At 57.1% G+C, this 26237-nt stretch carries 19 protein-coding genes; 10 read left to right on the top strand and 9 right to left on the bottom strand.

Annotated elements, in window-relative coordinates; genetic code table 11:
• Positions 1-70 precede the first annotated feature (70 nt).
• From CCHOA_RS05520 to mptB, 5 genes are all read right to left on the bottom strand, one after another.
• Entirely contained in the window at positions 71-1036 is a 966-nt protein-coding gene (locus CCHOA_RS05520; protein WP_123927945.1) for a quinone oxidoreductase family protein, read from the bottom strand.
• Between the two features lie 185 nt (positions 1037-1221).
• Positions 1222-2133, bottom strand: coding sequence for a COX15/CtaA family protein (locus CCHOA_RS05515; RefSeq protein WP_123930886.1), 912 nt, complete (start codon positions 2131-2133; stop codon positions 1222-1224).
• A gap of 212 nt (positions 2134-2345) precedes the next feature.
• Positions 2346-3131, bottom strand: a complete 786-nt coding sequence (locus tag CCHOA_RS05510; RefSeq protein WP_123927942.1) for an ABC transporter permease — start codon at positions 3129-3131, stop codon at positions 2346-2348.
• 75 nt (positions 3132-3206) lie between these two features.
• The gene (locus CCHOA_RS05505) at positions 3207-4193 is read right to left on the bottom strand and encodes an ABC transporter ATP-binding protein (protein ID WP_245992079.1); all 987 of its coding nucleotides are present in this window, start codon (positions 4191-4193) and stop codon (positions 3207-3209) included.
• Complete coding sequence (gene mptB, locus CCHOA_RS05500) at positions 4190-5941, bottom strand: polyprenol phosphomannose-dependent alpha 1,6 mannosyltransferase MptB (protein ID WP_123927938.1); 1752 nt, start codon at positions 5939-5941, stop codon at positions 4190-4192. Before mptB ends, CCHOA_RS05505 begins: the two co-directional genes overlap by 4 nt.
• Before the next feature lie 563 nt (positions 5942-6504).
• Here mptB and CCHOA_RS05495 point away from each other — a divergent pair.
• From CCHOA_RS05495 to CCHOA_RS05465, 7 genes are all read left to right on the top strand, one after another.
• The gene (locus tag CCHOA_RS05495; protein WP_245992078.1) at positions 6505-7191 is read left to right on the top strand and encodes a helix-turn-helix transcriptional regulator; all 687 of its coding nucleotides are present in this window, start codon (positions 6505-6507) and stop codon (positions 7189-7191) included.
• A gap of 83 nt (positions 7192-7274) precedes the next feature.
• Positions 7275-8720: a Fe-S cluster assembly protein SufB gene (gene sufB, locus CCHOA_RS05490; protein ID WP_123927935.1), complete on the top strand. Its 1446-nt coding sequence runs from the start codon at positions 7275-7277 to the stop codon at positions 8718-8720.
• 81 nt (positions 8721-8801) lie between these two features.
• A complete protein-coding gene (gene sufD, locus CCHOA_RS05485; protein WP_123927932.1) occupies positions 8802-9980 on the top strand; it encodes a Fe-S cluster assembly protein SufD in 1179 nt (392 codons plus the stop codon).
• A 198-nt stretch (positions 9981-10178) separates the two neighbouring features.
• Positions 10179-10934 (top strand): Fe-S cluster assembly ATPase SufC, encoded by a 756-nt coding sequence (gene sufC / locus CCHOA_RS05480; protein ID WP_123927930.1) that lies wholly within the window; start codon positions 10179-10181, stop codon positions 10932-10934.
• Positions 10935-11163: 229 nt separating this feature from the next.
• Positions 11164-12429, top strand: coding sequence for an aminotransferase class V-fold PLP-dependent enzyme (locus CCHOA_RS05475; protein ID WP_123927928.1), 1266 nt, complete (start codon positions 11164-11166; stop codon positions 12427-12429).
• Between the two features lie 174 nt (positions 12430-12603).
• A complete protein-coding gene (gene sufU / locus CCHOA_RS05470; protein WP_123927926.1) occupies positions 12604-13053 on the top strand; it encodes a Fe-S cluster assembly sulfur transfer protein SufU in 450 nt (149 codons plus the stop codon).
• The gene (locus tag CCHOA_RS05465) at positions 13054-13488 is read left to right on the top strand and encodes a metal-sulfur cluster assembly factor (RefSeq protein WP_123927924.1); all 435 of its coding nucleotides are present in this window, start codon (positions 13054-13056) and stop codon (positions 13486-13488) included.
• Between the two features lie 208 nt (positions 13489-13696).
• Here CCHOA_RS05465 and CCHOA_RS05460 read toward each other — a convergent pair whose 3' ends face one another.
• Positions 13697-15055: a lycopene cyclase family protein gene (locus CCHOA_RS05460; RefSeq protein ID WP_164472401.1), complete on the bottom strand. Its 1359-nt coding sequence runs from the start codon at positions 15053-15055 to the stop codon at positions 13697-13699.
• A gap of 327 nt (positions 15056-15382) precedes the next feature.
• On the opposite strand from CCHOA_RS05460, the gene CCHOA_RS05455 reads away from it, so the two are divergent.
• Together CCHOA_RS05455 and CCHOA_RS05450 are read left to right on the top strand one after the other, a co-directional pair.
• The gene (locus CCHOA_RS05455; protein ID WP_123927919.1) at positions 15383-17014 is read left to right on the top strand and encodes an ABC-F family ATP-binding cassette domain-containing protein; all 1632 of its coding nucleotides are present in this window, start codon (positions 15383-15385) and stop codon (positions 17012-17014) included.
• 226 nt (positions 17015-17240) lie between these two features.
• The gene (locus CCHOA_RS05450) at positions 17241-18056 is read left to right on the top strand and encodes a DUF1990 domain-containing protein (RefSeq protein WP_164472400.1); all 816 of its coding nucleotides are present in this window, start codon (positions 17241-17243) and stop codon (positions 18054-18056) included.
• Positions 18057-18420: 364 nt separating this feature from the next.
• On the opposite strand, the gene CCHOA_RS05445 is transcribed toward CCHOA_RS05450, so the two are convergent.
• The 3 genes from CCHOA_RS05445 to can form a co-directional block, all read right to left on the bottom strand.
• Positions 18421-19179, bottom strand: a complete 759-nt coding sequence (locus tag CCHOA_RS05445; protein WP_123927914.1) for a glutamine amidotransferase — start codon at positions 19177-19179, stop codon at positions 18421-18423.
• Positions 19180-19390: 211 nt separating this feature from the next.
• The gene (locus CCHOA_RS05440) at positions 19391-19984 is read right to left on the bottom strand and encodes a TetR/AcrR family transcriptional regulator (protein ID WP_123927910.1); all 594 of its coding nucleotides are present in this window, start codon (positions 19982-19984) and stop codon (positions 19391-19393) included.
• Between the two features lie 694 nt (positions 19985-20678).
• Positions 20679-23495 (bottom strand): aconitate hydratase, encoded by a 2817-nt coding sequence (gene can, locus CCHOA_RS05435; RefSeq protein WP_123927908.1) that lies wholly within the window; start codon positions 23493-23495, stop codon positions 20679-20681.
• Between the two features lie 1254 nt (positions 23496-24749).
• Here can and CCHOA_RS05430 point away from each other — a divergent pair.
• Positions 24750-25274, top strand: coding sequence for an Rv1476 family membrane protein (locus tag CCHOA_RS05430; RefSeq protein ID WP_123927905.1), 525 nt, complete (start codon positions 24750-24752; stop codon positions 25272-25274).
• Positions 25275-26237 lie beyond the last annotated feature (963 nt).

The raw sequence follows: 26237 nt of genomic DNA, 5'->3' as shown, positions 1-26237 counted from the left end.
AGCTGGTCGGGTTCTCCCGCGTAGGTTGTTGCCCTGCTACGCAGCATTGGGCATTGGCCGGCGGTCGGTGCTAGGTGGCGACCGTGAGTACTACTGATCCGGTGGTTTGCCGGGCTTGGAGTGCCTCATGGGCTTGGCGAGCCTGTGCCAAGGTGAATCTGTCATCGACATCGATGGTGAGGCTGCCATCGGCGACTAGGCGGGCGACTCGGGTTGCTCGTTCGTGGAACTCTTGGGTGTTCGTTGTATAGTCGTCGATTTTGGGACGGGTAAGAAACAGTGACCCGTGTTTGTTTAACAGCTGCGGATCGATAGGGTCGACAGGGCCGGATGCGGCACCAAATAAACAATAGAGTCCGCGGCGTTTCACTGCGGCGAGTAGTTGGTGGAAGGTGGTTGCTCCCACGCCGTCGAAGACCACATCGACGCCTTCGTCGTTGGTGAGTGCAAGGACTGCTTGCACATCATTGTCTTCATAGGTGAGCACATGGTCGGCGCCGGCCGCACGGGAGCGTGCTGCTTTGTCTTCCGTCGATACGAGAGTGATTACTGTAGCGCCAAGTTGTTTCGCCATTTGGGTGGCGATGAGTCCCACCCCACCTGCGCCACCGGTAAGCACACAGGTTTTCCCGGCTGTGAGGTGGCCAATGTCGCGGACGAGATAGTCGGCGGTAATACCTTGTAGCAGCATGGTGGCGGCCACGGGGAGTGGTATTTCAGCGGGTACTTGCACCAGGCGATCGGCGGGAACGCAAACATATTCTGCATAGGAACCAAACCCGTCACACCAGGCAACAGTGGTGCCTTCCGCAATGGTGTTGGTGGTGTCGGTGACCACCTGGCCTGCCCCCGCAAACCCGGGAATCAAGGGAAGTTTTCGGGGATAGATCCCTTCCCGCACATAGGTGTCGATGTAGTTAATTCCCGCATGGCTGACTTTGACGAGTGCTTCACCTGGCTGCGGGGAGGGGGTCGGTACCTCAGCGAGATTCAATACTTCCGAACCGCCGGTTGCGGTGAGATAAATAGCGCGCATAGTTTCAAGATGCTAGCGCACCGGCTGTGGGTGCGACGGCTAAACAGCGATGCGTCGGGGCGGACACCGGTGGCGAGCCACACTGCTGTGGGGTTGTTGCAGGAAATGTGCGTTCACCCCAGCAGGTTGGGGAAACGCTGCTGGGGTGCGGTAGGTGGGGCAGGTAGAGGGAACGCTGTTGTCGGCTAGCTGCGCTTGGCGCGGCGGCGATCGCCGCGGGCAGATCCGGTGAGATAGTTACTGCCGCCGGTGGTGGTGTAGCCGTAGGCGAAGAGGATACCGGTCATGGCGACGACGACGCCGGAGAGGCCGACGTGGATTGGGATAGTCCAGGCAGGGATACCGAAGTTGTACTGGATGATACCGACCAGTGCCTGTACCACAATCATGGCCAGGAGCCAGTAGCCTTGGCGAATAATGGTGTGGTGCGCTTTTACGGCGACGAGTGCAAACATCAAACCAATGGTCAGCCCCAGGTACAGATACATAAAGTGGGCGTGAATATTGGCAATGTCGATGATGCTGATCGCAAGGCGGTTGGTTTCCCCGGCGACCGCATCACCGGCGTGGCGTCCTGCCCCCGTTACTAGGGTGCCGGTAATCAACACGAGGGTCATTGCCAGGGCAGAGCATGCCGCAAGTAGGCGGAAGGTGCGGGGATATGCCCGCTGCGGGGATGCATCATCGTTTTCGGCGACCCGTACCCACAAAAGGGCGGCGAGCCATACAAGCAGCATGGAAGGAAGGAAATGGAGTGCCACCGACCACCAGGCGAGGTTCAGTTTCACGCTGATGCCACCGATGATCGCCTGTACGACAACACCGACGATCTGCAGGGCGGCGAGAAGTTTCACATCCCGGCGGCGGCCGGCTCGAAATACGGCGATAACTAGGGCGATGGCGATTGCTAACAGTACGAAGGTCAGGAGCCGGTTGCCCCATTCGATGGCTTGATGCAGGGCAGGGCGGGCACCTTTGACCGGCACTAGCGAACCTGGTTGACAGTTTGGCCACGTGGGGCAGCCCAACCCGGATCCGGTTACTCGCACGATCGAGCCGGTGACGACAATACCGGCTTGGGCAATCAGCATCGCCATTGCGAGTTTGCGTTGGGTGCCGATTACTGGCACACGTTGAAGTTGATCAATGACAGTCACGTTTCGACAGTGTAGCGAACAAGACCGGGGGACTTCTGCAAAGCCACACGTGCCATATTGCACAACTTTGTCGGGAACTTTTTTGTTTTCGCTTCCGACTGGTGATTCCAGGTATTGAGTACCAGCTTGCCCCGGTAGGTCTGCTGGGCGGGCTAGTCGTTGAAGCGGAAGGTTTTTGCGGCAGCAATACCGCCCAGGATCATCCATCCAAGAAGAATCGCAATATCAAGCAGGTTGATGCTGCCAGTTAGCGCCCCGGTGAGGGATTCGGCTAGCGCGATAGATGGCACAAGGTGGGTTATGAGCGGCAATGTGGTGGTGGCGCGGATCACCGCATAGGAGGCAGCGCCTGCTAGCAGGAACCACAGCAAGTTGCCGAGTGCCAGCACTATCTCACTTGACAATGTGCCACCAAGGAGCAGTCCAAGGGCGGTGAAGGTGGCTACGCCAATTGCGAGCACGACCAGGCCGATGAGGATTGCACCCAGTGGTGCCCGCCATCCCAGCAGAAGTGCAGTGGTGCCCAAAATAATGGTTTGTACTACCGAGACTGCCCATACCCCGATTGCTTTGCCACAGATGATTGTCCAGGCAGGCACCCCGGAGGCGCCGATGCGTTTGAGTGCCCCGTAGCGACGGTCGAAGGCGACGGCGATTGCTTGACCGGTGAATCCGGCGCTCATCGCCGAGATTGCTAAGGTCAGCGGGAAAATGGTGTGGACTGTGGTGCCGCCGATCGGGATGAGCGTCAGCGAAATCAACAGGAGCAGTGGAATGATGAGAGAGAGTAGTTGTTGTTCGCCGTGGCGCAGGAACAGCAGCGATTCAATTTTCGCTTGGGCGGCCACCATTGCCGGGAGGGATGCCCGTTGTGGTTGCGGGGTGAAAGTGCCTGGCGCGAAGCGGCTGCTGGCAGGAGTGGAAGAGGGCACGGTCATAGCTATCAGTGATGTCCTTGAGGGGGATAATCGGTGAACTGTACGAGGCGCACGAGGAAGTGGAGGCGCGGATGGTTACCGTATTTCGTGGCCGGTGATGTCGAGGAAGGCCGCTTCAAGATTGCGGTGTCCTACACTGAGTTGCCGTAGATGGATATCGAGGTCAGCCAATATTTGGGTAAGTTCGGCCAGTGTTGCCGGCTGCGGATCGCAGAGTAGTTGCGCCTCGTTGCGGGTAGGTAAGGTGAGGGTGGAGGCGGCTTGTGCCAGCCGGTGGCTGGCAGCCAGTGCTGCTTGCAACTGGGTTTTGTCTATTGCTTCCGTTGCGGCGAAGGTTACTGCGGTGGTGCTGGTGTCGCCGGCCATGAGATCGGCGGGGGTGCCTTGGGCAACGACAGTACCCCGATCGACAATGATGACCCTGTCGCTTAACGCTTCTGCTTCATCCATGAGATGGGTGGTGAGCACCACGGTCACCCCATCGGCTTTCAAGGCGGTGATGAGTTCCCACACAGCCCGGCGCGACTGGGCGTCCATGCCGGCAGTTGGTTCGTCGAGAAATACGAGTTGGGGACGACCGACGAGGGCAAGGGCGAGGGAGAGGCGTTGTTGTTGACCGCCGGAGAGCCGCCGATAGGAGCTGGTGGCGTACTCGGTGAGTCCGACGACGTCGAGCAGCCAGTCCACATCATGCGGATGGGCGCTGTAGGAGGCGGCAAGGGTGAGCATTTCTTTCACTTTCACCCCGGGGTAGCCGCCGCCACCTTGCAGCATAATGCCGATGCGGTCGCGGACTGCTTGCGGGTCGGTTACCGGGTTGTAGCCGAGCACGCTGATCGTTCCAGAGGTGGGGGTGACAAACCCTTCACACATTTCGATGGTGGTGGTTTTTCCGGCACCGTTTGGGCCGAGCAGGGCGAGCACTTCAGCTGGCTGCACTTCGAAGCTGAGGCCGTCGACGGCGCGGGTGTTGCCGAAGGTTTTTACTACGTTTTGCACGGTCAACGCGGCGGTTGTGGTGGTGTGCGGGGTAGTTGGAGCAAACGAGTGGGGCGTTTTCACGCGTTTAAGTGTAGGGCATTGCGGCGGGGAAGTCGGCAGACCTGCCAATAGCAGGCGGTGATGACAAGCCAAGCAATGGTGGCGGTGAGATAGCTGGCGGCGACCACCCCGATGGGCAGGGAGAGTCCGCGGGGTAGCACGATCAGTGAGACAATGGCGCAGTAGAGGGCAGCGGTACCGACAAAGGCAGGACGGTTTGCCCAGGCGGCAAGGGGCAGCAGTGCCCACAGCACATACCAGGGGTGGACGACGGGGAAGAGAATGACGACGACGATCATCGACACGCCCCAGGCGCCGACTGGGTGGATGGCACCGCGGAAGGTGGCATAGAGCATGCGGACGACGAAGCAGCCGGCGATGAGCAGTCCGACGGTGCGGGTGACGGTGAGTGCCGGGTCGGTGTGATCGCCGAGTCCGGCAAGTTGCCCCACCCAGCCGGCGATCACACCGATTGCAGTGGTCAAGGAGAGCCAGGAGCGAACAGTGGCTGCACCGCCTTGGCCGGTGATCCAACCAAGAGGAATACCGGTGAGGATGGTAAAACATGCAATGCCGCCGACCAGCACCGCAAGTTGGGTGGTGACGGCTTGCAGTACTGCCAGCCAGTGGTGGCGCAGTGTCGGACTTGTCGGATCGCTACTAGCAGCGGCTGCTGTGGTGGGAACTGTGCTGCGACGGCGAGCCAAGCTGCGAGCAAGAGCCATTCCGGTAAATCCCAGTGGGACGAAGCCGGTGACTTTTACCAGTCCGGCGGCGACGATGAGTATCCCGCCGCCGATAAAAAGCAGCCAGCCGCGACGATAAGCGGCAGGGCCAAAGACGCCTTGGATGCGACTGATGCCGCGGAGGGAGATTTCTACTCCGGCAAGTGCTAACCCCATTTGATAGGACTCGTTGTGAATACCGCCGATGAGATGCAGCAGGGTCAGTGGGTTGAGGATTGCAAGCCAGAGTGCGGCGGGAACAACCACCCCGCAGCGTTTAGCAAGATGAGCGATAGCCCAGCCGGCAAGTGCCCAGCCCGCCACAGAAATTGCCCGGTGGGCGAGCACTGCAAGCAGGGTGTGGGTGCCGGTGAGCTGATAGATAGCGGCGGCGATTCCGAGTGCAACCGGCCCGTAGGGGCTGGGGGAGTGTGACCAAATATAGGGCACTGAACGGGCAAAGCTGTCAGCGACCCCGAGAAGATCGACCGGCCCGCCACTATACGGGTCGAGCCCAATCGCAGTGATTTTTCCTTGCGCTAAATACGAGTAAATATCTTGGGTGAACATTGGGGCAGTGAGCGCAATCGGCGTCATCCAGGCGATAGCTGTGCGCACCACTTCACCGGTAGTCATTCGGGCAGCTGCCGGGCTGCTCGGCAAGATTCTTGCCCCGCACCAGGGGGCTAGTAGTGCCCAGGCGATTACTAGTAACCCGACCCCGGTGAGTACGACCGCTGTTGCAGTGGGCAGCATTGCGGCGGCTAGAGAACCGAAGGGATATGACCGGTAGGGGTTGCTGGTAACTGGTAGTGCACCTGCCCCGAGTGCTCCGCAGCCAATGAGCAGAGAACCAATGGTGCCCAAGAGACGCAGAGCACGAATCCGGCGACGGGACGCAAGATCGGAAGGCAGTGCAGTGGTGACCCGGGAATCAACGTGCAGATGTGCCGACCGGGTACCGGCTGTTCCCAAATGCGGCAATACCTCGAGCACGGCCGCAATTTCCCGATTGGTGGTAGATTCCCCAGGTTCACGCTTCACACTGTGTAACTGTAGTCATGTGCTAGGAAAAACCGGCAGAACCCTGGCCGCTGCCGCCGTATGCGTCGTTATTGAGGCGGCAGCACAGTCACCGCCGGCATTGCGTGCCGCAAGACAATGCCAGGATCGGAATCCCTGCGATGCCCTTGCGAAATCGCACCCTCAGCAATTCCCCCTAGAGAATCATCGCTGCCATGAATCAGGTGCTGCACTCCAACTGTGTAGTGCGCTGCTGTCACGGTTCAACAACAACCCGCCGCTTGCTGTGTGGCAGATCACAAGTAGGTGTGATCTGGATCGTTTCCGGTTTGCCGTGATGGAAGTTACGACACTTAGGTGCCCCTTACTGGACATGGTGGAATGAATTACGCAACACTTGTGTTGTGTAATTCAACGCAAGGGATGTTGGCGCTGCCACCTACCTGTCCACAGCACCGCTTTTGGTGGATGCCGCCGACAGGTGAGCGGTAGCAGATAACAGTTGGATCCTTGCGATGAGCAACCGACGAGGCAGAGGCTGGTGATATGACCAGCCGGCTGCACAGAGAGGAGCCACAGTGACCGTGTCATCTTCTCGTGCTGCCAGCGGCTGCTCCCCGGAAGGGGACACGCGGGAAAAGATTATGCACACCCTGCTTAATCATCCCCGGAGTACTGCTGCTGCCATCGCCGAACAACTTCATCTCACCACCGCCGGGGTACGACGCCATTTATCGGCACTCATCCAGGATGGTCTGGTGGAAACCGTCACCCCCACCGTGGTCGAGGGACGCGGACGTCCACCGGCACTATTTCGACTCACCGATGTTGGCCGCGCCAACTTTGGGCACGCTTATGACCAGCTGGCAAGTGAAGCACTCGAAGCGTTACTGGACTTTGCTGGGGAAGCCGGGCTACGCCTGTTTGCACTCCGCCGAGCAAAACGCATCGTCGGCGCAACCCAGCCACCAGCAGTAACCGCTGAAAACCCCACCCAGGAGACCCTTCTGGCCGCTGCCGAACAAGTCGCAGCATCGTTAAGCGACAACGGCTACGCGGCCACCGTGCAACACGCCGGATACGGTCTTCAGTTGTGTCACCATCACTGTCCCATAGCGCGCATTGCCCAACGGTATCCAATTTTTTGCGAAACCGAACACGAGGTAATTGCCGCCACCCTGGGCACCCACATTCAGCCGCTGGCTACTATCGCTGACGGACACGGGGTGTGCACCACCAACATTCCACTGCCGCCGGCGACAACCACATAACAACTACGTACCACCCAAATACGATTATCACCCCCAGTGAACATGCAATGTTCGCTGCGAAATGTAAGGAAAGGAGCGGTTGGATGACGCAGAGCATGGAAGCCTCAGCTACCAAACCGCAAACCGATGACGAGATCATCGCCTCAATGTCACAAGGCTACAGCTACGGTTGGCATGATCCTGATGCCGCTGGCGCTTCTGCCAAACGCGGCCTGAGCGAGGCAGTCGTGCGCGACATCTCCGGGTTGAAAGACGAACCCGAGTGGATGCTCAACAACCGCCTCAAGGCTCTTAATATTTTCGGTAAGAAACCGATGCCTACCTGGGGTGCAGATCTCAGCGATATTGACTTTGACAATATTAAATACTTTGTCCGGTCCACCGAGAAGCAAGCCACCAGCTGGGAAGAACTCCCAGAGGACATCAAAAACACCTACGACAAGCTTGGTATCCCAGAGGCTGAGAAACAGCGTCTCGTCGCCGGTGTCGCAGCCCAATACGAATCCGAGGTGGTCTATCACAAGATTCGGGAAGACCTGGAAAGCCAAGGCGTCATCTTCCTCGACACCGATACCGCCCTGCGTGAGCACGAAGATCTCTTCAAGGAATATTTCGGTACCGTAATTCCGGCCGGCGACAACAAATTCGCTGCCCTTAATACCGCAGTGTGGTCGGGTGGTTCCTTCGTCTACGTCCCGAAGGGTGTCCACGTCGAAATTCCACTGCAAGCCTACTTCCGGATCAACACCGAAAATATGGGGCAGTTCGAGCGAACCCTCATCATTGTTGAGGAAGACGCCTATGTTCACTACGTAGAAGGCTGTACCGCCCCAATCTACAAAACCGACTCGCTGCACTCTGCCGTGGTGGAAATCATCGTGAAAAAGGGTGGACGCTGCCGCTACACCACCATTCAAAACTGGTCGAATAACGTCTACAACCTGGTGACAAAACGAACCAAGTGTGAAGAAGGCGCCACCATGGAGTGGGTCGACGGCAATATCGGCTCGAAGGTTTCCATGAAATATCCGGCCGTGTGGATGACCGGTCCGCATGCCCGCGGTGAAGTCCTGTCTATCGCCTTCGCCGGTGAAGGCCAGTTCCAAGACACCGGCGCAAAAATGGTGCACATGGCGCCATATACGTCGTCGAATATTGTTTCCAAGTCGGTGGCACGATCCGGCGGACGTGCCGCCTACCGTGGCCTGGTGCAAATCAACAAAGACGCCCACCACTGCACCTCGAACGTCGAATGTGACGCGCTGCTCGTGGACAATATTTCCCGCTCGGACACCTACCCTTACAACGATATTCGCAACGACCATGTGTCACTCGGGCACGAGGCGAAAGTCTCCCAAGTCAGCGAAGATCAGCTGTTTTATCTCATGAGCCGTGGTATCTCCGAAGAGGAAGCGATGGCGATGATCGTCCGCGGATTCGTTGAACCAATCGCCAAAGAGCTGCCCATGGAATATGCCCTGGAGCTCAACCGACTCATCGAACTACAAATGGAAGGCTCGGTCGGCTAACCCCTGGACACAGCGGCTTAAGCAGGTAGCTGACGCCGCTGAAAAACGCACGATCCGATCCGACGTTAAAAGAGAGACACCATGGCAGAACAAGTGGCAACAAACGCCACCTACCACAACAATAAAGGCGACATTTTCACCTCCTTTGATGTCGCTGACTTCCCCGTCCCGGGCGGCCGCGATGAAGTATGGCGATTTACTCCGCTGCGTCGCCTTCATGGCCTGCACGATGGGAGCTTCCCTGCAACTACCGATCCGAACGTGGAGGTATCGATCCCCGATTCCCTCACCGGTCAGGTGACCGTAGAAACTGTGGCCGCCGATGATCCACGACTTGGACAAACCGGTGCGCCGGTTGACCGCGTTGGGGCGCAAGCCTGGTCGGCGATGCAACAAGCCACCCTTGTCAACATCGATGGCGCAGTGCAATCACATGAGCCGATTACCATCACTGTGACCGGTTGCGGCATGGAGCACACCACCTTTACGGCGCTTGCCATCGTTGCACAATCGGGCTGTGACGCATTTGTCAACATCCGCTACGTGGGCGACGGGATTCATGCCGACAACCACGAATATGTTCTCGGCGACAATGCTCGCCTCACTGTGGTGGTGCACGAAAACTGGGGTGATGAGGCTGTTCACCTCGGCAATCAGCGAGCAAAACTGGGTCGCGACGCAGTACTGCGCCACAATGTTGCGCTCTTTGGCGGCAGCGTCGTCCGGCTGATCCCACAGGTGAAATTCACTGCCCCCGGCGGTGACGCGGAACTGTTGGGAGTCTACTTTGCTGACGACGGCCAATATTTTGAGCAGCGACTTTTGGTTGACCACGCAGTCCCGAACTGCCGCTCGAACGTGCTGTACAAGGGGGCGCTGCAAGGTGATGAAACCTCCGCTAAACCTGAAGCACGCACCGCCTGGGTGGGCGATGTGCTGATTCGGGCGAATGCGCAAGGCACCGACACCTATGAAACTAACCGTAACCTGGTGCTGACAAAAGGTGCCCGGGCAGATGCGGTGCCAAACCTGGAAATCGAAACCGGTGAAATTGCTGGCGCCGGGCATGCTGCCACAGTTGGCCGCTTCGACGATGAGCAACTGTTTTATTTGCTCAGCCGCGGTATCCCACAAGACCAAGCCCGCAAACTTATTGTGCGTGGCTTCTTCTCTGAGGTGATCGGGCGTATTCCGGTGGCGCATGTGCGCGACCAGCTCGAAGACCAAATCGCCGAAGAGCTCGCCAACACTGCACTGTAACGGCTCGTTGTTCGGCTGCCTAAGGCTTGTCGTAAGCTCGGCTGATGTCCGTGGAGACACTATCAACCCTGGCCGCCGAACAAACTAGAAACCATCGCTATATCCAACGGTTGCAGCAGCAACACCGTACAGCCCGGCGGGCATTAATCCGCCCAAGTACCAGCAGTGCTGCACCAGAGAAGAAAAGAACCCTGCCTTATGTCTACCCTTGAAATCAAAAACCTGTGCGCCCAGGTTGCCGCAACTGATGATGCAGCCGCCCCGAAGCAAATCCTCAAAGGTGTCAACCTGACGATTCGCTCCGGTGAAACCCATGCCATCATGGGGCCAAACGGTTCCGGCAAATCGACGTTGTCGTACACGTTGGCTGGTCATCCAAAATATGAAGTCACCGACGGGGAAGTGCTCCTCGACGGGGAAAATATTCTCGACATGGAAGTCGATGAGCGTGCCCGCGCCGGTCTGTTCCTCGCTATGCAATATCCGGTCGAAATCCCGGGTGTGTCGATGGCGAACTTCCTGCGTTCAGCAGCAACCGCGGTGCGCGGCGATGCACCGAAGTTGCGTGAATGGGTGAAAGAAGTACGTGCTGCCCAAGAAGAGCTCGCTATTGATAAAGCGTTTGCCGAGCGCTCTGTGAACGAGGGATTCTCCGGCGGTGAGAAGAAGCGTCACGAAATTTTGCAGCTTGGCCTGTTGAAGCCGAAATTTGCGGTGCTCGACGAAACCGATTCGGGGCTTGACGTCGATGCCCTGCGAGTGGTCTCTGAGGGGATTAATACCTACCGAGATCGCAATGACGGCGGTGTGCTGTTGATTACGCACTATAAGCGGATTTTGAACTATGTAAAGCCTGACCATGTGCACGTCTTCGCCGACGGTCGCATCGTTACCTCCGGCGGACCGGAACTGGCTGACGAATTGGAAGCAAACGGCTACGACCGCTTCCTGTAAAGCAGGCCAAAGTCACCTTCAGCATCACCTGGCAGACGGGGGCAGCGGTACCAAATATCCGCCCAAATTTGGGTAAACATTGCCCCTGTTTGCCCCGGTCACACAGTGATGGCTGTTTACTGCTTACCGGTTTTCGGCCGCGTCAAGGTGCCTAATCTCGGTTTATCACCAATACACGTTGTGAACCACCACACCAACAATTGAGGGAAGGGTTGTACGGTTTTCTGCGATGAATACGGTATCCCCGGCATTATTGAGCCCAGCTGAGCTTGCAGATATTCGGAAGGAATTTCCGATTTTGCAGCGCACCGTTCGGGATGGAAAACCGCTTGCTTACCTGGATTCCGGTGCGACAAGTCAACGTCCCCGTGCAGTGTGGGAAGCGGAACAAGCCTTCGTGTTTGACCACCTCGCCCCGGTGCATCGCGGCGCCTATGAGCTTGCAGAGCTGGCAACCGATGATTTCGAGCAGGCACGCGAGATCATTGCGAGCTTTGTGGGTGCCGACCTTGATGAGCTTGTGTTTACCTCCGGGGCGACGCATGCGTTGAACATGGTCGCTTACATGTTGGGTGATGATCGCGCCGGCGAGTTTCAGGTCACTGCTGGTGACACCGTTGTGGTTTCAGCGTTGGAGCATCATGCCAATCTGGTGCCGTGGCAGGAACTCTGTCGCCGCACCGGTGCCACGTTGCGGTGGTTTGCGGCAACTGCTGACGGGCGGATCGATTTGGAGTCGCTGGATCTTGACGATTCGGTGAAGGTTGTTGCGGTAACCCACCAGTCCAATGTTACTGGTGCCATCACTGATGTTGCGCAAGTTGTGGAACGTGCCCGTAGCGTTGGGGCGCTCACTGTGCTGGATGCCTGCCAGTCGGTGCCGCATATGCCGGTAAATTTTCACACCCTGGGAGTGGATTTCGCTGCCTTTTCCGGGCACAAAATGTGTGGACCTACCGGTGTTGGCGCCCTGTATGGGCGGCGGGAAGTGCTCCACCAGATGCCGCCGGTGTTTACCGGTGGCTCGATGGTGGAAACTGTGCATCTTGATCGGACTACGTTTACTGAGCCGCCGCAGCGTTTCGAGGCCGGCACCCAAATGAACACACAAGTGATCGGGTTAGCTGCCGCCTGCCAATTTCTTTCCCATATCGGCATGAATCGTATTCACGCTCACGAGCAGGCGCTCACCGACTATTGCCTTACTCAGCTGCGCACCATTGATGGGTTGCGCATTGTTGGCCCAGATACGGTCACCGACCGTGGTTCAGCGGTGAGTTTCGTGCTCGACGGGGTGCACCCCCACGATATGGGGCAGGTCGTCGACGATGCGGGGGTGTGCATCCGGGTGGGCCATCACTGTGCTTGGCCGGCACACCGCTGTCTCGACGCACAATCAACAGCTCGTGCATCGCTGTATCTGTATAACACCACTGAAGAAGTTGATCGCCTGGTCGCCGCGGTGGGTCGTGCTCAAGAATTTTTCCTCCCCTAAACCACCACGTGAGCGACAGCACCGTCGCGTATCGGCCAGCATCCTTGCGGCAGTTCCACGCGGATGCGGCTGCCTTGCTGGGGCGGCTGAATTCCAGAGTGTCGATACTCCGGCCTGTGCCGAGTTTGCAGCCAGCAATTCTGTCCTACCCGCAACACTTGAAAGTGAAGCTTGATGAAACTTGAGCAGATGTATCAAGAAGTGATCTTGGATCACTACCGCAATCCGCAGCATGCGGGTTTGCGGGAACCCTACGATGCCGAGGTGCATCATGTGAACACATCCTGTGGTGACGAACTCACGTTGCGGGTGGTGTTAAGCGATGATCCGGAACCGAAGGTGGTTGACGTTTCCTATGAGGCGATTGGCTGCTCTATTAGTCAGGCGGCAACCTCGGTGATGGCTGAAGAGGTTATCGGCCAGCCGCTTTCGGTCGCCTTGGAGAAACTTGCCGGATTTGAGTCGATGGTGCTGTCCCGCGGCAAGGAAGCAGGGGATGAGGATCTCATCGGTGACGGGATCGCGTTTAGCGGAGTCTCAAAATATCCCGCACGGGTGAAATGTGCCCTGTTGGGTTGGAAAGCTTTTCAAGCAGCTAGTGCAAAGACGTTGGAGCAACGATAAATGAGTGAACATATACAGCCACCTGCCGATGATGCGGTGTTGGAACATAATCCTGATCTGCCCGCCGATAAAGGTGCCTTCGAGGAGAAACAGCGCCCTGCGGAGCAGTCTATGGAGGATGTTGCAAAAGCTGGCGAGGTTGAGAACTTGATGACTGACGTAATCGATCCCGAATTGGGGATCAACGTCGTCGATTTGGGGCTGGTCTACGATATTTGGATTGAAAACGGCGATGAAGCTGTGGTCAATATGACGTTGACGTCGCCTGCTTGCCCACTCACTGACATGTTGGAAGAGCAGGCACGGGCAGCAGTGGTCGAGTCCGGATGTTGTTCGAAGCTCACCTTGCAGTGGGTGTGGACTCCACCATGGGGGCCGCACATGATTACCGAGGATGGCCGCGACCAGCTGCGGGCTTTAGGTTTCTCGGTGTAGGTGTTGTACACCTTAGCCTCCAGGTGGACAAGACTGTCGGCAGGTTCAATATTTGCCTGATCGCACTGTGGCGCCGTTGCGTGGAAAAACAACCACTGCTCAACGGCGCCCTTGGCGTATTTCAACCAGCGAAGTTCCACAGATTGGGTCTGCCGGCTGCAGTGCTGACGACCCTGTAGGAGGCGTCTGCACGCTAGTGGTTGTATTTCTAAGATAACTGCTGCTGGTTGAGTGGGGAATTAGCACCGGTGTTGGGGCGCGTCCCCATGTGGCGCAAAATCAGACCTTGCAGCGGCAGCGGCTGGCGGATGAACACCTGCCACATGCCGCGGAGCGTCCCAGATAGATCGCCAAGGGTGAGAAATGCACGCTGCACGGGTTGGGGTGCGCACAACACCGGGCGTAAAAACGTATCGAGCTGGCGCCGGTTGAGGGCAAGGAGTACTGGCACTGCCGCTGTGAGTAGCCATCGATCAACGGAAAGTTGATGCAGGGTGCCTACGAGTCGACGGCGCTGATCTGCGGTAGGGTTGGCGATCGCAGCTGCGAACAAATCAGCTAGTCGAAAACTTGTTGCCACACTGTAGCCGGTGACCGGGTTGATCCAGCCGGCTGCCGCACCGATGGGGATGGCTCCGTCGACAGCTGTGCCGGTTGGCGCGAGCAGTGGAATACAGACCTGCTCAACAGGGGTAAGTTGGTCGGCAACAAGTGTGGGAATATAGCGGCGGGCGCGCTCGCACGCCGCCGTGGTGAGTGTGTCGAAGAGTTCCGGTGTTGGGGGTTGGGCGGTGGCAAGTATGGTTTCTTCCACCAAAATGCCAGCTGGGTGCGGCATGATATAGCCGAAGGTTGGTGAACAATCATCGGGCAATGAGTGGGCGTGAGGTGGTTGGAAATCCATCCACACAGCCGGCGGGGTGATCCCGGATTCGTCGAGCACATGCTGCGGAATGAGCACCCCTGATGCGAGCTGATACACCTGTTCTACAGCCTTGCTTTCGGATAGGGTCGGTTCCCGCCGCTGATTCGCCATGGGGTGCAACCTGTTGCCGCGTGCATCAATAATCAATGCTGCACGGAGAGTCTGTTCACCGACCTGTACAGTGTGTGCGTCCACAATGGTTGCTGGATGTTCCAGCAGATCACCCGCCTGCAACTGGGAAGCAAGCGCAGCATTATCGAGCAGGCAATATTTGCGACCCAACGGAAAACGATCGCCGTCGGCGGTCACTACTACTGGTTTGGTCACCGCAGCGATACAACGCTTATCCAGCCAGGACGGTATTTCGTCGGCGAAGATACCATAGGTGTTGCGCATCACCGGGTAAGGGTCGATGAGCAGACTAGCAATTGATCGGCGGCGCAGCGCCGCATGCAATGCACTTCCAGCAGGTCCCGCGCCGAGAACAATGACTGGATAGTCGACACAGCCCAGAGGGGATGCTGCTAATCGGTGCAGTGCACGCTTGAGGGAAGCTGTCCGACCCGGGAGTGCTTGCTGGTTGCGGGTAGCCCGCTTAAGGAGTGCCTGTAGCCGGTGGCGAACCGTATCGGTGATTGGCAAGAGGCCTCCTTGATTTGCTGGTAAACAGAGGGAAACTGCAGCTATGTGATGCAACCACCGTAGGCAGTGGTGAAGTTGAGCTTCGCAACCTGGCTGATGATGATCAGGGGCGGAAGTTTGCCACCAGTGATGGTTCGGCACAGATGCTTAAGCGGCACACCGCCGGTGTGAAGCAACCCACATCGTTGCAGCATGCTTGGGACTACACACCGGGAAGAACCTTCCCCGAGTCGCCGCGTGATGGCAGCCATATTCAGATGGCAGTGATGGTGGTGTGCAGCGGGAGAAAAGCGGAAAACTTGGACAAGGTTGCTACAGTTACCCGATGTGATTGTAGCCAGCGACCTAGAGGTACGGGTAGGGTCTCGAACCCTCGTCCAGTTTTCCGGCGATCATCTGCGTGTTCAACCAGGTGATCGGATTGGGCTTGTCGGCCGTAACGGTGCCGGGAAAACCACTACTATGCGGATTCTTTCCGGGGAAACCAAACCCTACGGTGGGAAAATTATCAGCTCTGGGTCGGTCGGCTATCTGCCGCAGGATTCTCGGGAAGGGCGTATCGATATTACCGCCCGGGATAGGGTGCTTTCCGCACGCGGACTTGATCAAATCCAATCTTCGATGGATCGCCAGCAAGAGATTATGGAAACCTCGAGCGATCCGCATAAAGTCGAACGCGCCATTGCGAAATATTCACGGCTGGAGGAACGCTACCACACCTTAGGTGGCTATGAGGCGGCCAGTGAAGCTGCCCGGATCTGTGACTCGCTTGGTCTTCCTGCCCGTATTTTGGATCAAACCCTGGACACGTTGTCTGGTGGCCAGCGCCGAAGGGTGGAGCTTGCACAGATTCTTTTCGCCGCGACGGAAGGCACCGGCAAATCAGCCACCACCTTGTTGCTGGATGAGCCAACGAACCATTTGGATGCCGACTCGGTGAGTTGGTTACAAGAGTTTTTGGGCAAGCATGACGGCGGGCTGGTGATGATCTCCCACGATGTCGAATTGCTGGCTAGCGTGTGCAATAAGGTGTGGTATCTCGACGCGGTGCGGGGCGAAGTCGATGTGTACAACATGTCGTGGCAAAAGTATTTGGATGCACGCGCCACCGATGAGGCTCGGCGCCGCAGGGAACGGGCGAACGCTGAGAAAAAAGCTGCAGCATTGGCAAAACAGGCTGCAAAATTGGGGGCAAAGGCTACGAAAGCAGCCGCCGCGAAACAGATGCTGGCTCGCGCTGAAAAACTGGTGGCCTCTACCGATGAGGTGCGCCGCGCCGATAAAGTCGCCCACATTACATTTCCGGAACCTGCGCCCTGCGGGAAAACCCCGCTGCAGGCTACTGGTTTGACGAAAATGTATGGCTCATTGGAAGTGTTTGCCGGTGTTGATCTGGCGATTGATAAAGGTTCACGGGTGGTGGTGTTGGGATTTAACGGCGCGGGCAAAACCACGTTGTTGAAACTGCTTGCCGGGGTGGAGCGAACCGATGGTGAGGGTGGCATTGTCACCGGCCACGGCCTGCGCATCGGCTATTTTGCCCAGGAACATGACACTATCGATCCGGCTGCGACAGTATGGGAAAACACCGTGGCTGCTTGCCCTGACGCTGGTGCACAGGATTTGCGCGGCCTGCTTGGTGCGTTTATGTTCTCCGGCGACCAACTTCAGCAGCCGGCCGGCACCTTGTCGGGTGGCGAGAAAACCCGACTTGCATTAGCGGCGCTGGTGTCTTCGCGGGCGAATGTGCTGCTGCTTGATGAACCTACAAATAACCTTGATCCGGTTTCCCGTGAACAGGTGCTGCAGGCGTTACGCACCTACACCGGGGCGGTGGTGCTGGTGACACACGATGCGGGGGCAGTCACCGCACTCAACCCGGAGCGGGTGATTGTGCTTCCGGACGGGGTCGAGGATTTGTGGAGCGACGAATATATGGAGATTGTCGAATTGGCCTAACTTTCACCCATTAAAAACAACACGGTGAACCCCGGCACCTGTCCGACTTGTGGCTTATCTCTCAATGGCCCCGGTTCGCTGTCCCGGCCGGGCAAAAGGGGCGGGGCTGGCAGGTGTCGAAGCCTATTGGTTGGCGGTTCCAGGTTGGCAACGTGCCCGAGACGACAGCGTTGTTCCGCGGCAAGGTAGTCAACAATTTCCCACCAGTGCGTTAGAATTGACATCCATGATGAACTTATTTTCTCACGCTGAGTTGCCATACGACTGTGCAGTCGCGGTGAGTCTCGTCGGCCCGTTTCGGGTGCGGCTTGGTCAGCTTGCAGAAAACGAAGTTGCATCTGATATCACGCTGCCCGTCGGTGAAGATGTCATCCTCGGGTTGGGGACAGCTACAGCCCACCGCAGCGCCGATGGGCAATTGACTGTGCACACTGCGCAAGGAGTGCGCAGCTATAGCCCGCAGGAAGTCGATGAGCTTGCTGGGGCTGGTCGCAAGCTCGTTCGCCGGTGGTCTGCGGAGCTGACCTATCCTATTCACTATGTCGGGGCGTCGTATCATCTTGCGCAAGGCCAACCTGCCAGGACGCTCGTGGATCGATCGTGGCAGCATCATAATTTGTTTAAAACTGTGCTGTGTAATGATGCCGAGTTCGCCGAACTTGGGCGCGCCCTAATGCACTGGGAAGTGCACCGTGCATGCGGGGTTACAGTGAAGGCGCCGAGCGGTAGTGCACAGGTTAATGAGCAGGTCACTTTTCAAATCGGCCCGCTGCGGGCACCTTGCGCGATCATTGACGCATCGATTACTGAGCGGGAAATATCGTTAGTCTATGGCACCTTGCCGGGGCATGTGGAAAATGGCGAACAAGCTCTTGTGTTAACCCGGGATGGGGAAGGATTGGTCACCGGTCGCGTGGCCTCGTTTAGCCGCCACGCTTGGGCGCCGGCACGGATGTTTGCTCCGGTATCTTCCCGGGTGCAAGAGGCTATTCGCCGTCGTTATCTTACGGCGCTGCTTACCCCTGCGGAGCATCAGCATTAGCCCGACGCAGCAGCATATCCGGTTAGGGAGTGCTGCCTGCCACCGAACCTGCTATCGTTCGCCTTTCGAGCGGATGTGGATACAGGTTGGTGAGCTGCAAAGAATGCGTTGCCATCGATTACCGCACACAGCAACGCACGTTGAATTGGGAGCAGGGATGAAACAATAGGCCCTGCTAGCAATCATCACACGCCGCAGTCTGTCATCTTGGGGTGTGCACACATATGGGGTGAGTCACCTGCGATGGGGCGCTGCGGGGTTGCAGCGCCCTGTGCCGATATGCCGGCGGTATTGTTTGTGCAGCTGTCCTGTTTTTGCAGGAACACAGTCCACCTGCCCCGCAGATCTATTGGAATGGTGTCGGCTAGTCTGCGTAGCGTTTGGCAAAGTTATTCAGCATCCGCGGGGCGAAGGTGAGATCCTTACCGTCGAGGGTTGCCACAATTCGTTCATATTCTTCCGGCGGATAGTAGCCATCGTTGCGATAGGCTGCGAGCCGGGCGATGAAGGTGGCTTCTTCAAGTTCTGGATGGAATTGGGTGACATAAATATTTTCCCCCAATCGGAACATCTGAATCGGGCAACGTTCCCCTTCCACCAGCAGAGTCGCGTTTCGCGGCATCCGGGCGCAGGCTTCTTTGTGCCCCACGAGGGTCGCAAACGTATCCGGGATTCCGTAGAGCAGCGGATCCATTTTTCCGTTGGCCGTTTTATGCACTTCGATACATGCGGCTTCTTCCCCATAGCGTCGATCGACGGTGCCGCCGGCGGTCGTGGCAATAGTACCCACCCCGTAGCATGCCCCAAATAGGGGAGAGTCTTGTTCGATACAGTCCAGCACCACGTTGCGCAGGGTGCGTTCGACTTCCTGTTGGAGCCGAGATTTTACCGGTTCGGTGGCGTTGTAGGGGCTGCCACCGATGATGATGCCCGCCCATTTGTTGACGTCAATCGGGTCGAAGGGATGCTGTTCGACACGGTGTCCTACCAGGGTGTCACGCGTCAAACCGGTGAGGCGAAGGAAAGACTCGTATTCTTGAGCGGTCATATCGTCCTCGGCGCGGGTCGATAGCAGGAGGAAAGGCCGCGTGGTGTGTACCGGTTCGATAGCGGGAGCCGTCATAATCTTCACCGTTTTTCTTCGACATCGGATGGGGGAAGGGGATGGTGGATCTTGCGAGCCTTAGCGGCAAAACTGGCTGCTAAGGCGCAGCAGTCAAGGTAAGACAAACGAGATGCAACAGTGTGGACACACCATCAACCGTGTGCCGGCACCAGCCGCCTGCCGCTACCGCGGAAGGAGTCTGACAGCGCCGGCGCAACACATACGTTGTTTATCGTAGACTGCTTGGCGGCTTTACGCCCGGGGAACGCCGCAAACTTGATTCCACCAGGTCGAGTACTTGCTGCAGCTGGTTGGGATCATCACCGCTGGCTAGGCGGGCAATGATGCCGTCCATACATACTTCAAGATAGGTGTGTAACGCATCAACATCGAGGTCAACCCGCATCCAGCCATAGTGAATACCTTGTTGTAGGCGCTGCTTGATCGCCTGATCGAGGATTTCTTGATGTTCTTTCCACCGGGCAGCAAACGAAGGGTCTGTTTTGATCAGCCGGGTGATCTCGAGGCGGGTGAGCAGAAAATCGTAGTCTTCAGGTGCAGCCAACATGTCTCGCATAACTTCGACAAGACCGTGCCGGGCAACGGTTTCTGCCATGCGTTGGGCGTCTTGCTTCGCCAAGGTAAGAAATAGTGTTTCTTTATCGCCAAAGTGGTGAAAGATCGCGCCGCGGGACTTCCCTGTCGCGGCTTCCAGCCGTCGCACGGTTGCACCTTCATAGCCGTAGGTGGCAAAGCAGTGGCGCGCATCGTCTAATATTTCCCGACGGCGCGCGGAGAGGGTATCGGCACTGATTTTGGGCATAAGCGTGGTGGGGTGAAAAAACCTTGTCCCTTGGCTGAAGTGTGCTTGCTGGGGTGGGCGTGGGGTGGGTAACGACTCGTGTCTGCAGGACAATGCCGGAGACTACGGCGAGCAACAGCGCAGCCGTGCCTGGTGTGTCGGAACCACGATGCAAAGACCACCGCCAACTACTGCTGGTGATTACCGGCAGCACCATTGCAAAACACACTCGCAGTTGTGCTGCCGGTCATAGCGGGTCTGTTCAACAATGACCCGCGGGTAAGCAACGCTGTTCGTACACCGGACAATGACCGGAAAAACCTCCGGCGATCCCACCGGTAAAGGGAGGGGATGAGCAAGCGGAATCCAGTTGGGAAACTACTGCTTGTGCACAGCATGTGCGCGGCACGGCAATACTGGCAGCGGTGTAGTGTGCGGCAGTCATAACCCGCGAGCCTTAAGTTGCCAACAACGCAGACAGGACAAACGGGAAAAGTGATACGGCAAGCCACCTTGGTTTGCGCTGTCACTACTCCCAACCTGGTGTTGCACTAGCACTTGGCTCAGTCCCAGGTGTGCCCCTAACTACGTGCAGGAGGCAGTGGTTATCACTGCCTCCTGCAACCATGACCTGTTCCCGCTCCATCCCGGCGCTGCATATTGCATCAGCACCGGGAGCTGGAGAATCGGTCAGGAGGAATTCATGACCTGGCGGTTAGCCGCGAGCCATGTTCCGCAGCACGTAGTGCAAAATGCCACCGTTGCGGTAGTAGGAAGCTTCACCGGGGGTGTCGATCCGGACAACCGCATCGAACTCGACGGTGGAACCGTCTTCCTTGTGAGCCACAACCTTCACCGTCTTCGGAGTAACACCGTCGTTGAGCTCTTCAATACCGGTGATATCGAAGGTTTCATGGCCGGTGAGTCCGAGCGACTCGTGGGATTCGCCGGCAGGGAACTGCAGCGGCATCACACCCATACCGATCAGGTTCGAACGGTGGATACGTTCGAAGGATTCGGCGATCACTGCCTTCACGCCGAGCAGCAGGGTGCCCTTAGCAGCCCAGTCACGCGAGGATCCGGTGCCGTATTCCTTACCACCAAGGACAACTAGCGGAGTGCCTGCGGCCTTGTAGTTTTCGCAAGCGTCGAAAATGAACGACTGCGGGGCATCTTCCTTGGTGAAGTCCAAGGTGTAGCCGCCAGCCACGTCGACGAGCTGGTTCTGCAGGCGGATGTTTGCGAAGGTACCGCGCATCATCACTTCGTGGTTACCACGACGCGAACCCAGCGAGTTGTAATCCTCTGGGGAAACACCGTTGGCATCCAAGTACTGGGCGGCAGGGGTGCCCGGCTTGATGGAGGAAGCAGGCGAGATGTGGTCGGTGGTCACCGAGTCGCCGAGCTTACACAGCACCCGTGCACCCTTGATGTCTGCCACCGGATCGGGATCCATGGTCATGCCATCGAAGTATGGTGCCTTGCGGATGTAGGTTGAGGACTCGTCCCAGGCGAAGGTGGAACCCTCCGGGGTGGGCAGGTTCTGCCAGGTTTCATCCCCCTTGAAGACATCCTTGTAGTCTTCTTCGTACATCTCGCGGGTGATGCAAGAGTTGATGGTTTCTTCGATCTGTTCGGTGGAAGGCCAGATGTCCTTCAAGAACACATCGTTGCCGTCCTGATCCTGACCCAGCGGCTGGGTTTCAAAATCGAAGTCCATGGTGCCGGCAATCGCATAGGCGATCACCAGGATCGGGGAGGCCAGATAGTTCATCTTCACATCGGGGGAGATGCGGCCTTCGAAGTTGCGGTTACCGGAGAGCACTGCTGTTGCAGTGAGATCGTGCTCGTTGATGGCACGGGAAACTTCCGCTGGCAGCGGACCGGAGTTACCGATACAGGTGGTGCAGCCAAAACCGGACAGGTAGAAGCCGAGTGCTTCCAGATCCTTCCACAGGTCGGCACGACGATAATAACCGTCAACCACCTGGGAACCTGGGGCGCAAATGGTCTTCACCCATGGCTTGGACTTAAGCCCCTTGGCGACAGCGTTGCGGGCAATCAGGCCGGCACCAACCATCACCGATGGGTTAGAGGTGTTGGTACAGGAGGTGATTGAAGCAATCGCCACCATGCCGTGGTCGAGGGTGAACTCGCCACCGTTTTGAGAGGTGACAGTCACCGGGGTGGAAGCACGACCCTTCGGGGTGAGTGCAGCTGTTTCGCCGTGACCTTCGCGGGTGGCGTTGTACTGGTGTGCTTCGTAGGATTCGTCAGCCACATCGGTTTCGCCTTCGGCTTCCATCCGTACGGCCTGCGGCGAATCATCTTCACATACCGGTGCGTCACAGTAGGTTGGCAGATCCTTGCGGAACTGCTGCTTCGATTCGGAAAGCAGAATCCGATCCTGCGGACGCTTTGGACCTGCGATCGATGGCACAACGTCGCCCAGGTCGAGTTCGAGATACTCGGAGTATTCGGCCTCTGGGGTGTCGGCGTCGAGCCACATGCCTTGTGCTTTCGCGTAGGCTTCGACGAGCGCAATCTGTTCCTGGGAACGACCAGTGAGTTCCAGGTACTTGGTGGTCTGCTCGTCGATGGGGAACATGGCACAGGTGGAGCCGAATTCGGGGCTCATATTGCCGATGGTGGCACGGTTGGCCAGTGGCACTTCCTTCACACCGGAGCCGTAGAATTCCACGAACTTCTGCACCACACCATGCTCGCGGAGCATTTCGGTGATGGTGAGCACCACGTCGGTGGCGGTCACGCCAGCCGGGATGGAGCCGGTGAGTTTGAAACCAACGACGCGCGGGATGAGCATGGAAACCGGCTGGCCGAGCATAGCTGCTTCGGCCTCAATACCACCGACGCCCCAGCCGAGAATACCGAGACCGTTTTCCATGGTGGTGTGGGAGTCCGTACCGATACAGGTATCTGGGTAGGCCAGACCTTCGTTGTCGAATACGACACGAGCGAGGTTCTCAATGTTGACCTGGTGCACAATACCGGTTCCCGGTGGCACTACGCGGAAGTTCGAGAAAGCCTTCGAACCCCAGCGGAGGAATTGGTAGCGCTCTTCGTTGCGCTGGTATTCGATGGCAACGTTCTTCTCCAAGGAATCGGAGTGGCCAAACGCCTCAACGATCACCGAGTGGTCAATGACCATTTCAGCAGGGTTGAGCGGATTGACATCTTCCGGGTTGCCGCCGAGGGCAGACACAGCCTCACGCATGGTCGCGAGGTCAACCACGCAAGGAACACCGGTGAAGTCCTGCATGAGCACACGAGCCGGAGTGAACTGAATCTCCACCGACGGCTCAGCGCTCGGATCCCAACCTGCGATCGCTTCGATGTGCTCGCGGGTGATGTTCGCACCATCTTCGGTACGCAGCAGATTTTCACCGAGCACCTTCAGCGAGTAGGGCAGTTTCTCCATGCCAGGCACAGCCGACAAAGCGAAATAGTCATAGGACTTCTCGCCGACCTTCAGCTGGCTTTTCGCATTGAAGGAGTTCTTCGATTCAGTCACGTAAGCTCCAGTTCTTCGTTTACTCGTAAAACAGATCAAGTGTCTCGCCAACCCACCGAAGCGGGATCTACCAGCTAGCAATCACCTGTCACCCATCAGGGCGGCATGCTGACGCTAACCATTCGACCATGGAGCATACTGCTCCAGCCTTTTCGCAAGCACCTTTGCTGCATTGGTTGTTTCCTACCTTGTAGTAGTAGTCAACGAGCGTCTGCACAGCTGTTTCGCGGCAGGAAACGAGGGCTGCCGTCGAACGCCATCAGGAGACAATCGTGTGCTCCACATCAGGTGGACAACAACGTAGCAACAGTGAGTGCCTATCTACGGTGTCCAGAAAAATTCTGCGATTGTGGCGAGCGACCAAATGTTGGTCGCGTACTCTTCCGATTATTGTAACAGTACGAGCGTTCTGTTGGAGACATGCCCTAAAAACGTCCTTCTGACTACCCCCGGACAGCGGGAAACACCGGGTGAGCGGACGATAAAGCTGGCAAAACGCGGTCTGCGTTGCCCCCAGGCCGGCCAGCCGGCGAAGCAGAATGTGCCACGGGATATGCCCTCAGATGAAGGAGTGTGAGTGTGCACAACCTGACACGAACAACAGCTGCGGCACGCCCGAGGCTCCTGTTGAACTGATCCATCTAACCGCGAGCTGGGTTCGCTGGTAGTGCAAGGTCTTTTCCCTTCCGCTTGATATCCGGTCGGAAATGCAAACGCTGCAGCAAAAGCCACGACACAACGCGACCACACAGTGATCTACCTGCGGTAAGGTCGCAGCATTCTTCATTGCAGGCGAGTTGGGTCTGTATGAGTCCCGCGCTAAGCAGCATCATTGCCGAATTTTGCGCACCTCACCTCGTGAACAACAAATCCAAAACTTTTGCTACTGTGACGAAAAGAGGGCGGACAAGGGAAGCCATCGAGTGCAGCGTCGCTGGACTATGGAACATGGCTGAAGTGGTTCGGCAGCGATGGGGGAGTCATACCAGGATGTTCCCGCTGCCAGCACCCATCCTCAGCCGGCGCCACTCGGATATCAGAAACATTTTCCCGTTGCAGACCGAGGCTAGCTTGCCCACTCAAGGTACATCCCAAGGGGGCAATCTATAGGGATCATGAGCCAACCGATTACACTTACCCAAGGACGCGTTGTCAAGGCCAGCATTGAGCAACCGCTTGCTTGCACCAGCAGCCCGCGACATCGTCACGCAACATCCCCCTGATCGAGTTCAACATCCTTGGAAAGCAAACACTATGGTTCCAGCAGATATTGATATCGCCGCCATTGAGCGGGATCTCGCCGATGACGGTGTTGCGCTCGGATCGATCGGAGAGCAATATCCTGGACTGATCACCGACAGCCGTGAACTGGTGGAATATGCTCAAAATACTGACTTCGGCAACCTTTGCCTTGTTCAGGTCGAACCTGCACCGTCCTTCATCGCAGACCATCGGGACATAGCGGAAACGATCCTCCGCGACACCGACTGCACGACGGTGATCGCCCGTAGTCTTACCGGCGGCGACATTGTGAGTGAAAACTTCTCCCGAGCAGCGATTGAGGCAAACCAATTCGATCTGCTCGGCAACCCGGACTATGTCGGGTCAGCACGGGTTTTCGTCGACCAAGTACACGGCCACACCACTAGCTGGCAACTCATCAGCCTGTTGGCCGCTGCAGTGATTGTCACGGCGTTCGTCATTACTCTTGCCACCACCTTCCAGCGACGCGAAGCAACAGTCGCCCGTGTGCGGGCAGAGTCCGCTATCACTTCATAGCTGTCAGCCACACTCACTCATAGGACCCCCAGAAAAGCCGAGCAGTGTCCAACTTTGAGGACTGCTCGGCATTGTTGTGTGTACCCAAGATTACCAACCTGCTATCGGCGTCAGGCAAGACATAAATAGACCACGAGGATGCTGTGACGTCTTTACCCCGGCGTGGGTATGTGGCGCGGTTGCAAGACTTGCGCAATCGACCTCTCGAGTAGCTCACGATGGAACGTCGATACTCACCGATTGGCAGCCGACAACACTTGAGGGGGAGGGCAGGGGCGCGGTAGACCGTCGAGTCACATCTCGGTGATGGTCGTATGCGAAAGATTGCAGCATCTTTGGTCAAGCGCGACCCTTGCAAACGACAGTCCTAATGTGGCAAGCGACCCACAAAACGGATTGCTATTACACAAAATAGTAGCCGACCCAAACATGTCAAAATCCTTAAAAACTGTTGTAATGCAGAAAACCAACAACCGCAAAGATGTCAACACGATTGCACAGCAAAAAACTAGTTTGATGTATTCAATACCCTGATGACATAAACCCCTATCGATTTTGTTCTAATAAAACCATTACACTGAATTTGCTTTCCACTATCCATCAGCACCCTAACATACATACTTAATAAGATGGTTTTCGGCGCAAATTATCCAAGTAATCCAAAAATCAACCAGTAATGAGTAGAGAGGAACTCGGCAAAGCACTATTTTCCTCGGCGTATGAACCGAATTCTGCGCACGGAAATGACATGCGGTGTGAGAAACTTCGGGATGCTACCGCCGTGAGATCGGCTGCGGGAACAAGCGTGAGCGGCACCCGGGAGAGCAAAATTTGGTTGTTGCAACACCAAGCAATAGAGCCCATCTACCAATATGGAGACCCGCTGTAGCTAGGTTGCTATCGATTGCGTCTAGTCGCACAAAACTTCACCGTTGTTAGGTGGGCAGTCCAATGGAGTGCCCG

This window comes from Corynebacterium choanae, assembly GCF_003813965.1.
Classification (GTDB): Bacteria; Actinomycetota; Actinomycetes; order Mycobacteriales; family Mycobacteriaceae; genus Corynebacterium; species Corynebacterium choanae.
Note: the sequence above shows the minus strand (reverse complement) of the source record. Positions and strands in the feature narration are given on the sequence as shown.

Excerpts from the sequence above, each read along its gene's own strand:
- CCHOA_RS05520 (WP_123927945.1), bottom strand. The coding sequence starts at position 1,036 with ATGCGCGCTATTTATCTCACCGCAACCGGCGGTTCGGAAGTATTGAAT.
- CCHOA_RS05515 (WP_123930886.1), bottom strand. The coding sequence starts at position 2,133 with ATGGCGATGCTGATTGCCCAAGCCGGTATTGTCGTCACCGGCTCGATC.
- CCHOA_RS05510 (WP_123927942.1), bottom strand. The coding sequence starts at position 3,131 with ATGACCGTGCCCTCTTCCACTCCTGCCAGCAGCCGCTTCGCGCCAGGC.
- sufB (WP_123927935.1), top strand. The coding sequence starts at position 7,275 with ATGACGCAGAGCATGGAAGCCTCAGCTACCAAACCGCAAACCGATGAC.
- sufD (WP_123927932.1), top strand. The coding sequence starts at position 8,802 with ATGGCAGAACAAGTGGCAACAAACGCCACCTACCACAACAATAAAGGC.
- sufC (WP_123927930.1), top strand. The coding sequence starts at position 10,179 with ATGTCTACCCTTGAAATCAAAAACCTGTGCGCCCAGGTTGCCGCAACT.
- CCHOA_RS05475 (WP_123927928.1), top strand. The coding sequence starts at position 11,164 with ATGAATACGGTATCCCCGGCATTATTGAGCCCAGCTGAGCTTGCAGAT.
- sufU (WP_123927926.1), top strand. The coding sequence starts at position 12,604 with ATGAAACTTGAGCAGATGTATCAAGAAGTGATCTTGGATCACTACCGC.
- CCHOA_RS05465 (WP_123927924.1), top strand. The coding sequence starts at position 13,054 with ATGAGTGAACATATACAGCCACCTGCCGATGATGCGGTGTTGGAACAT.
- CCHOA_RS05450 (WP_164472400.1), top strand. The coding sequence starts at position 17,241 with ATGATGAACTTATTTTCTCACGCTGAGTTGCCATACGACTGTGCAGTC.
- CCHOA_RS05445 (WP_123927914.1), bottom strand. The coding sequence starts at position 19,179 with ATGACGGCTCCCGCTATCGAACCGGTACACACCACGCGGCCTTTCCTC.
- CCHOA_RS05440 (WP_123927910.1), bottom strand. The coding sequence starts at position 19,984 with ATGCCCAAAATCAGTGCCGATACCCTCTCCGCGCGCCGTCGGGAAATA.
- CCHOA_RS05430 (WP_123927905.1), top strand. The coding sequence starts at position 24,750 with ATGGTTCCAGCAGATATTGATATCGCCGCCATTGAGCGGGATCTCGCC.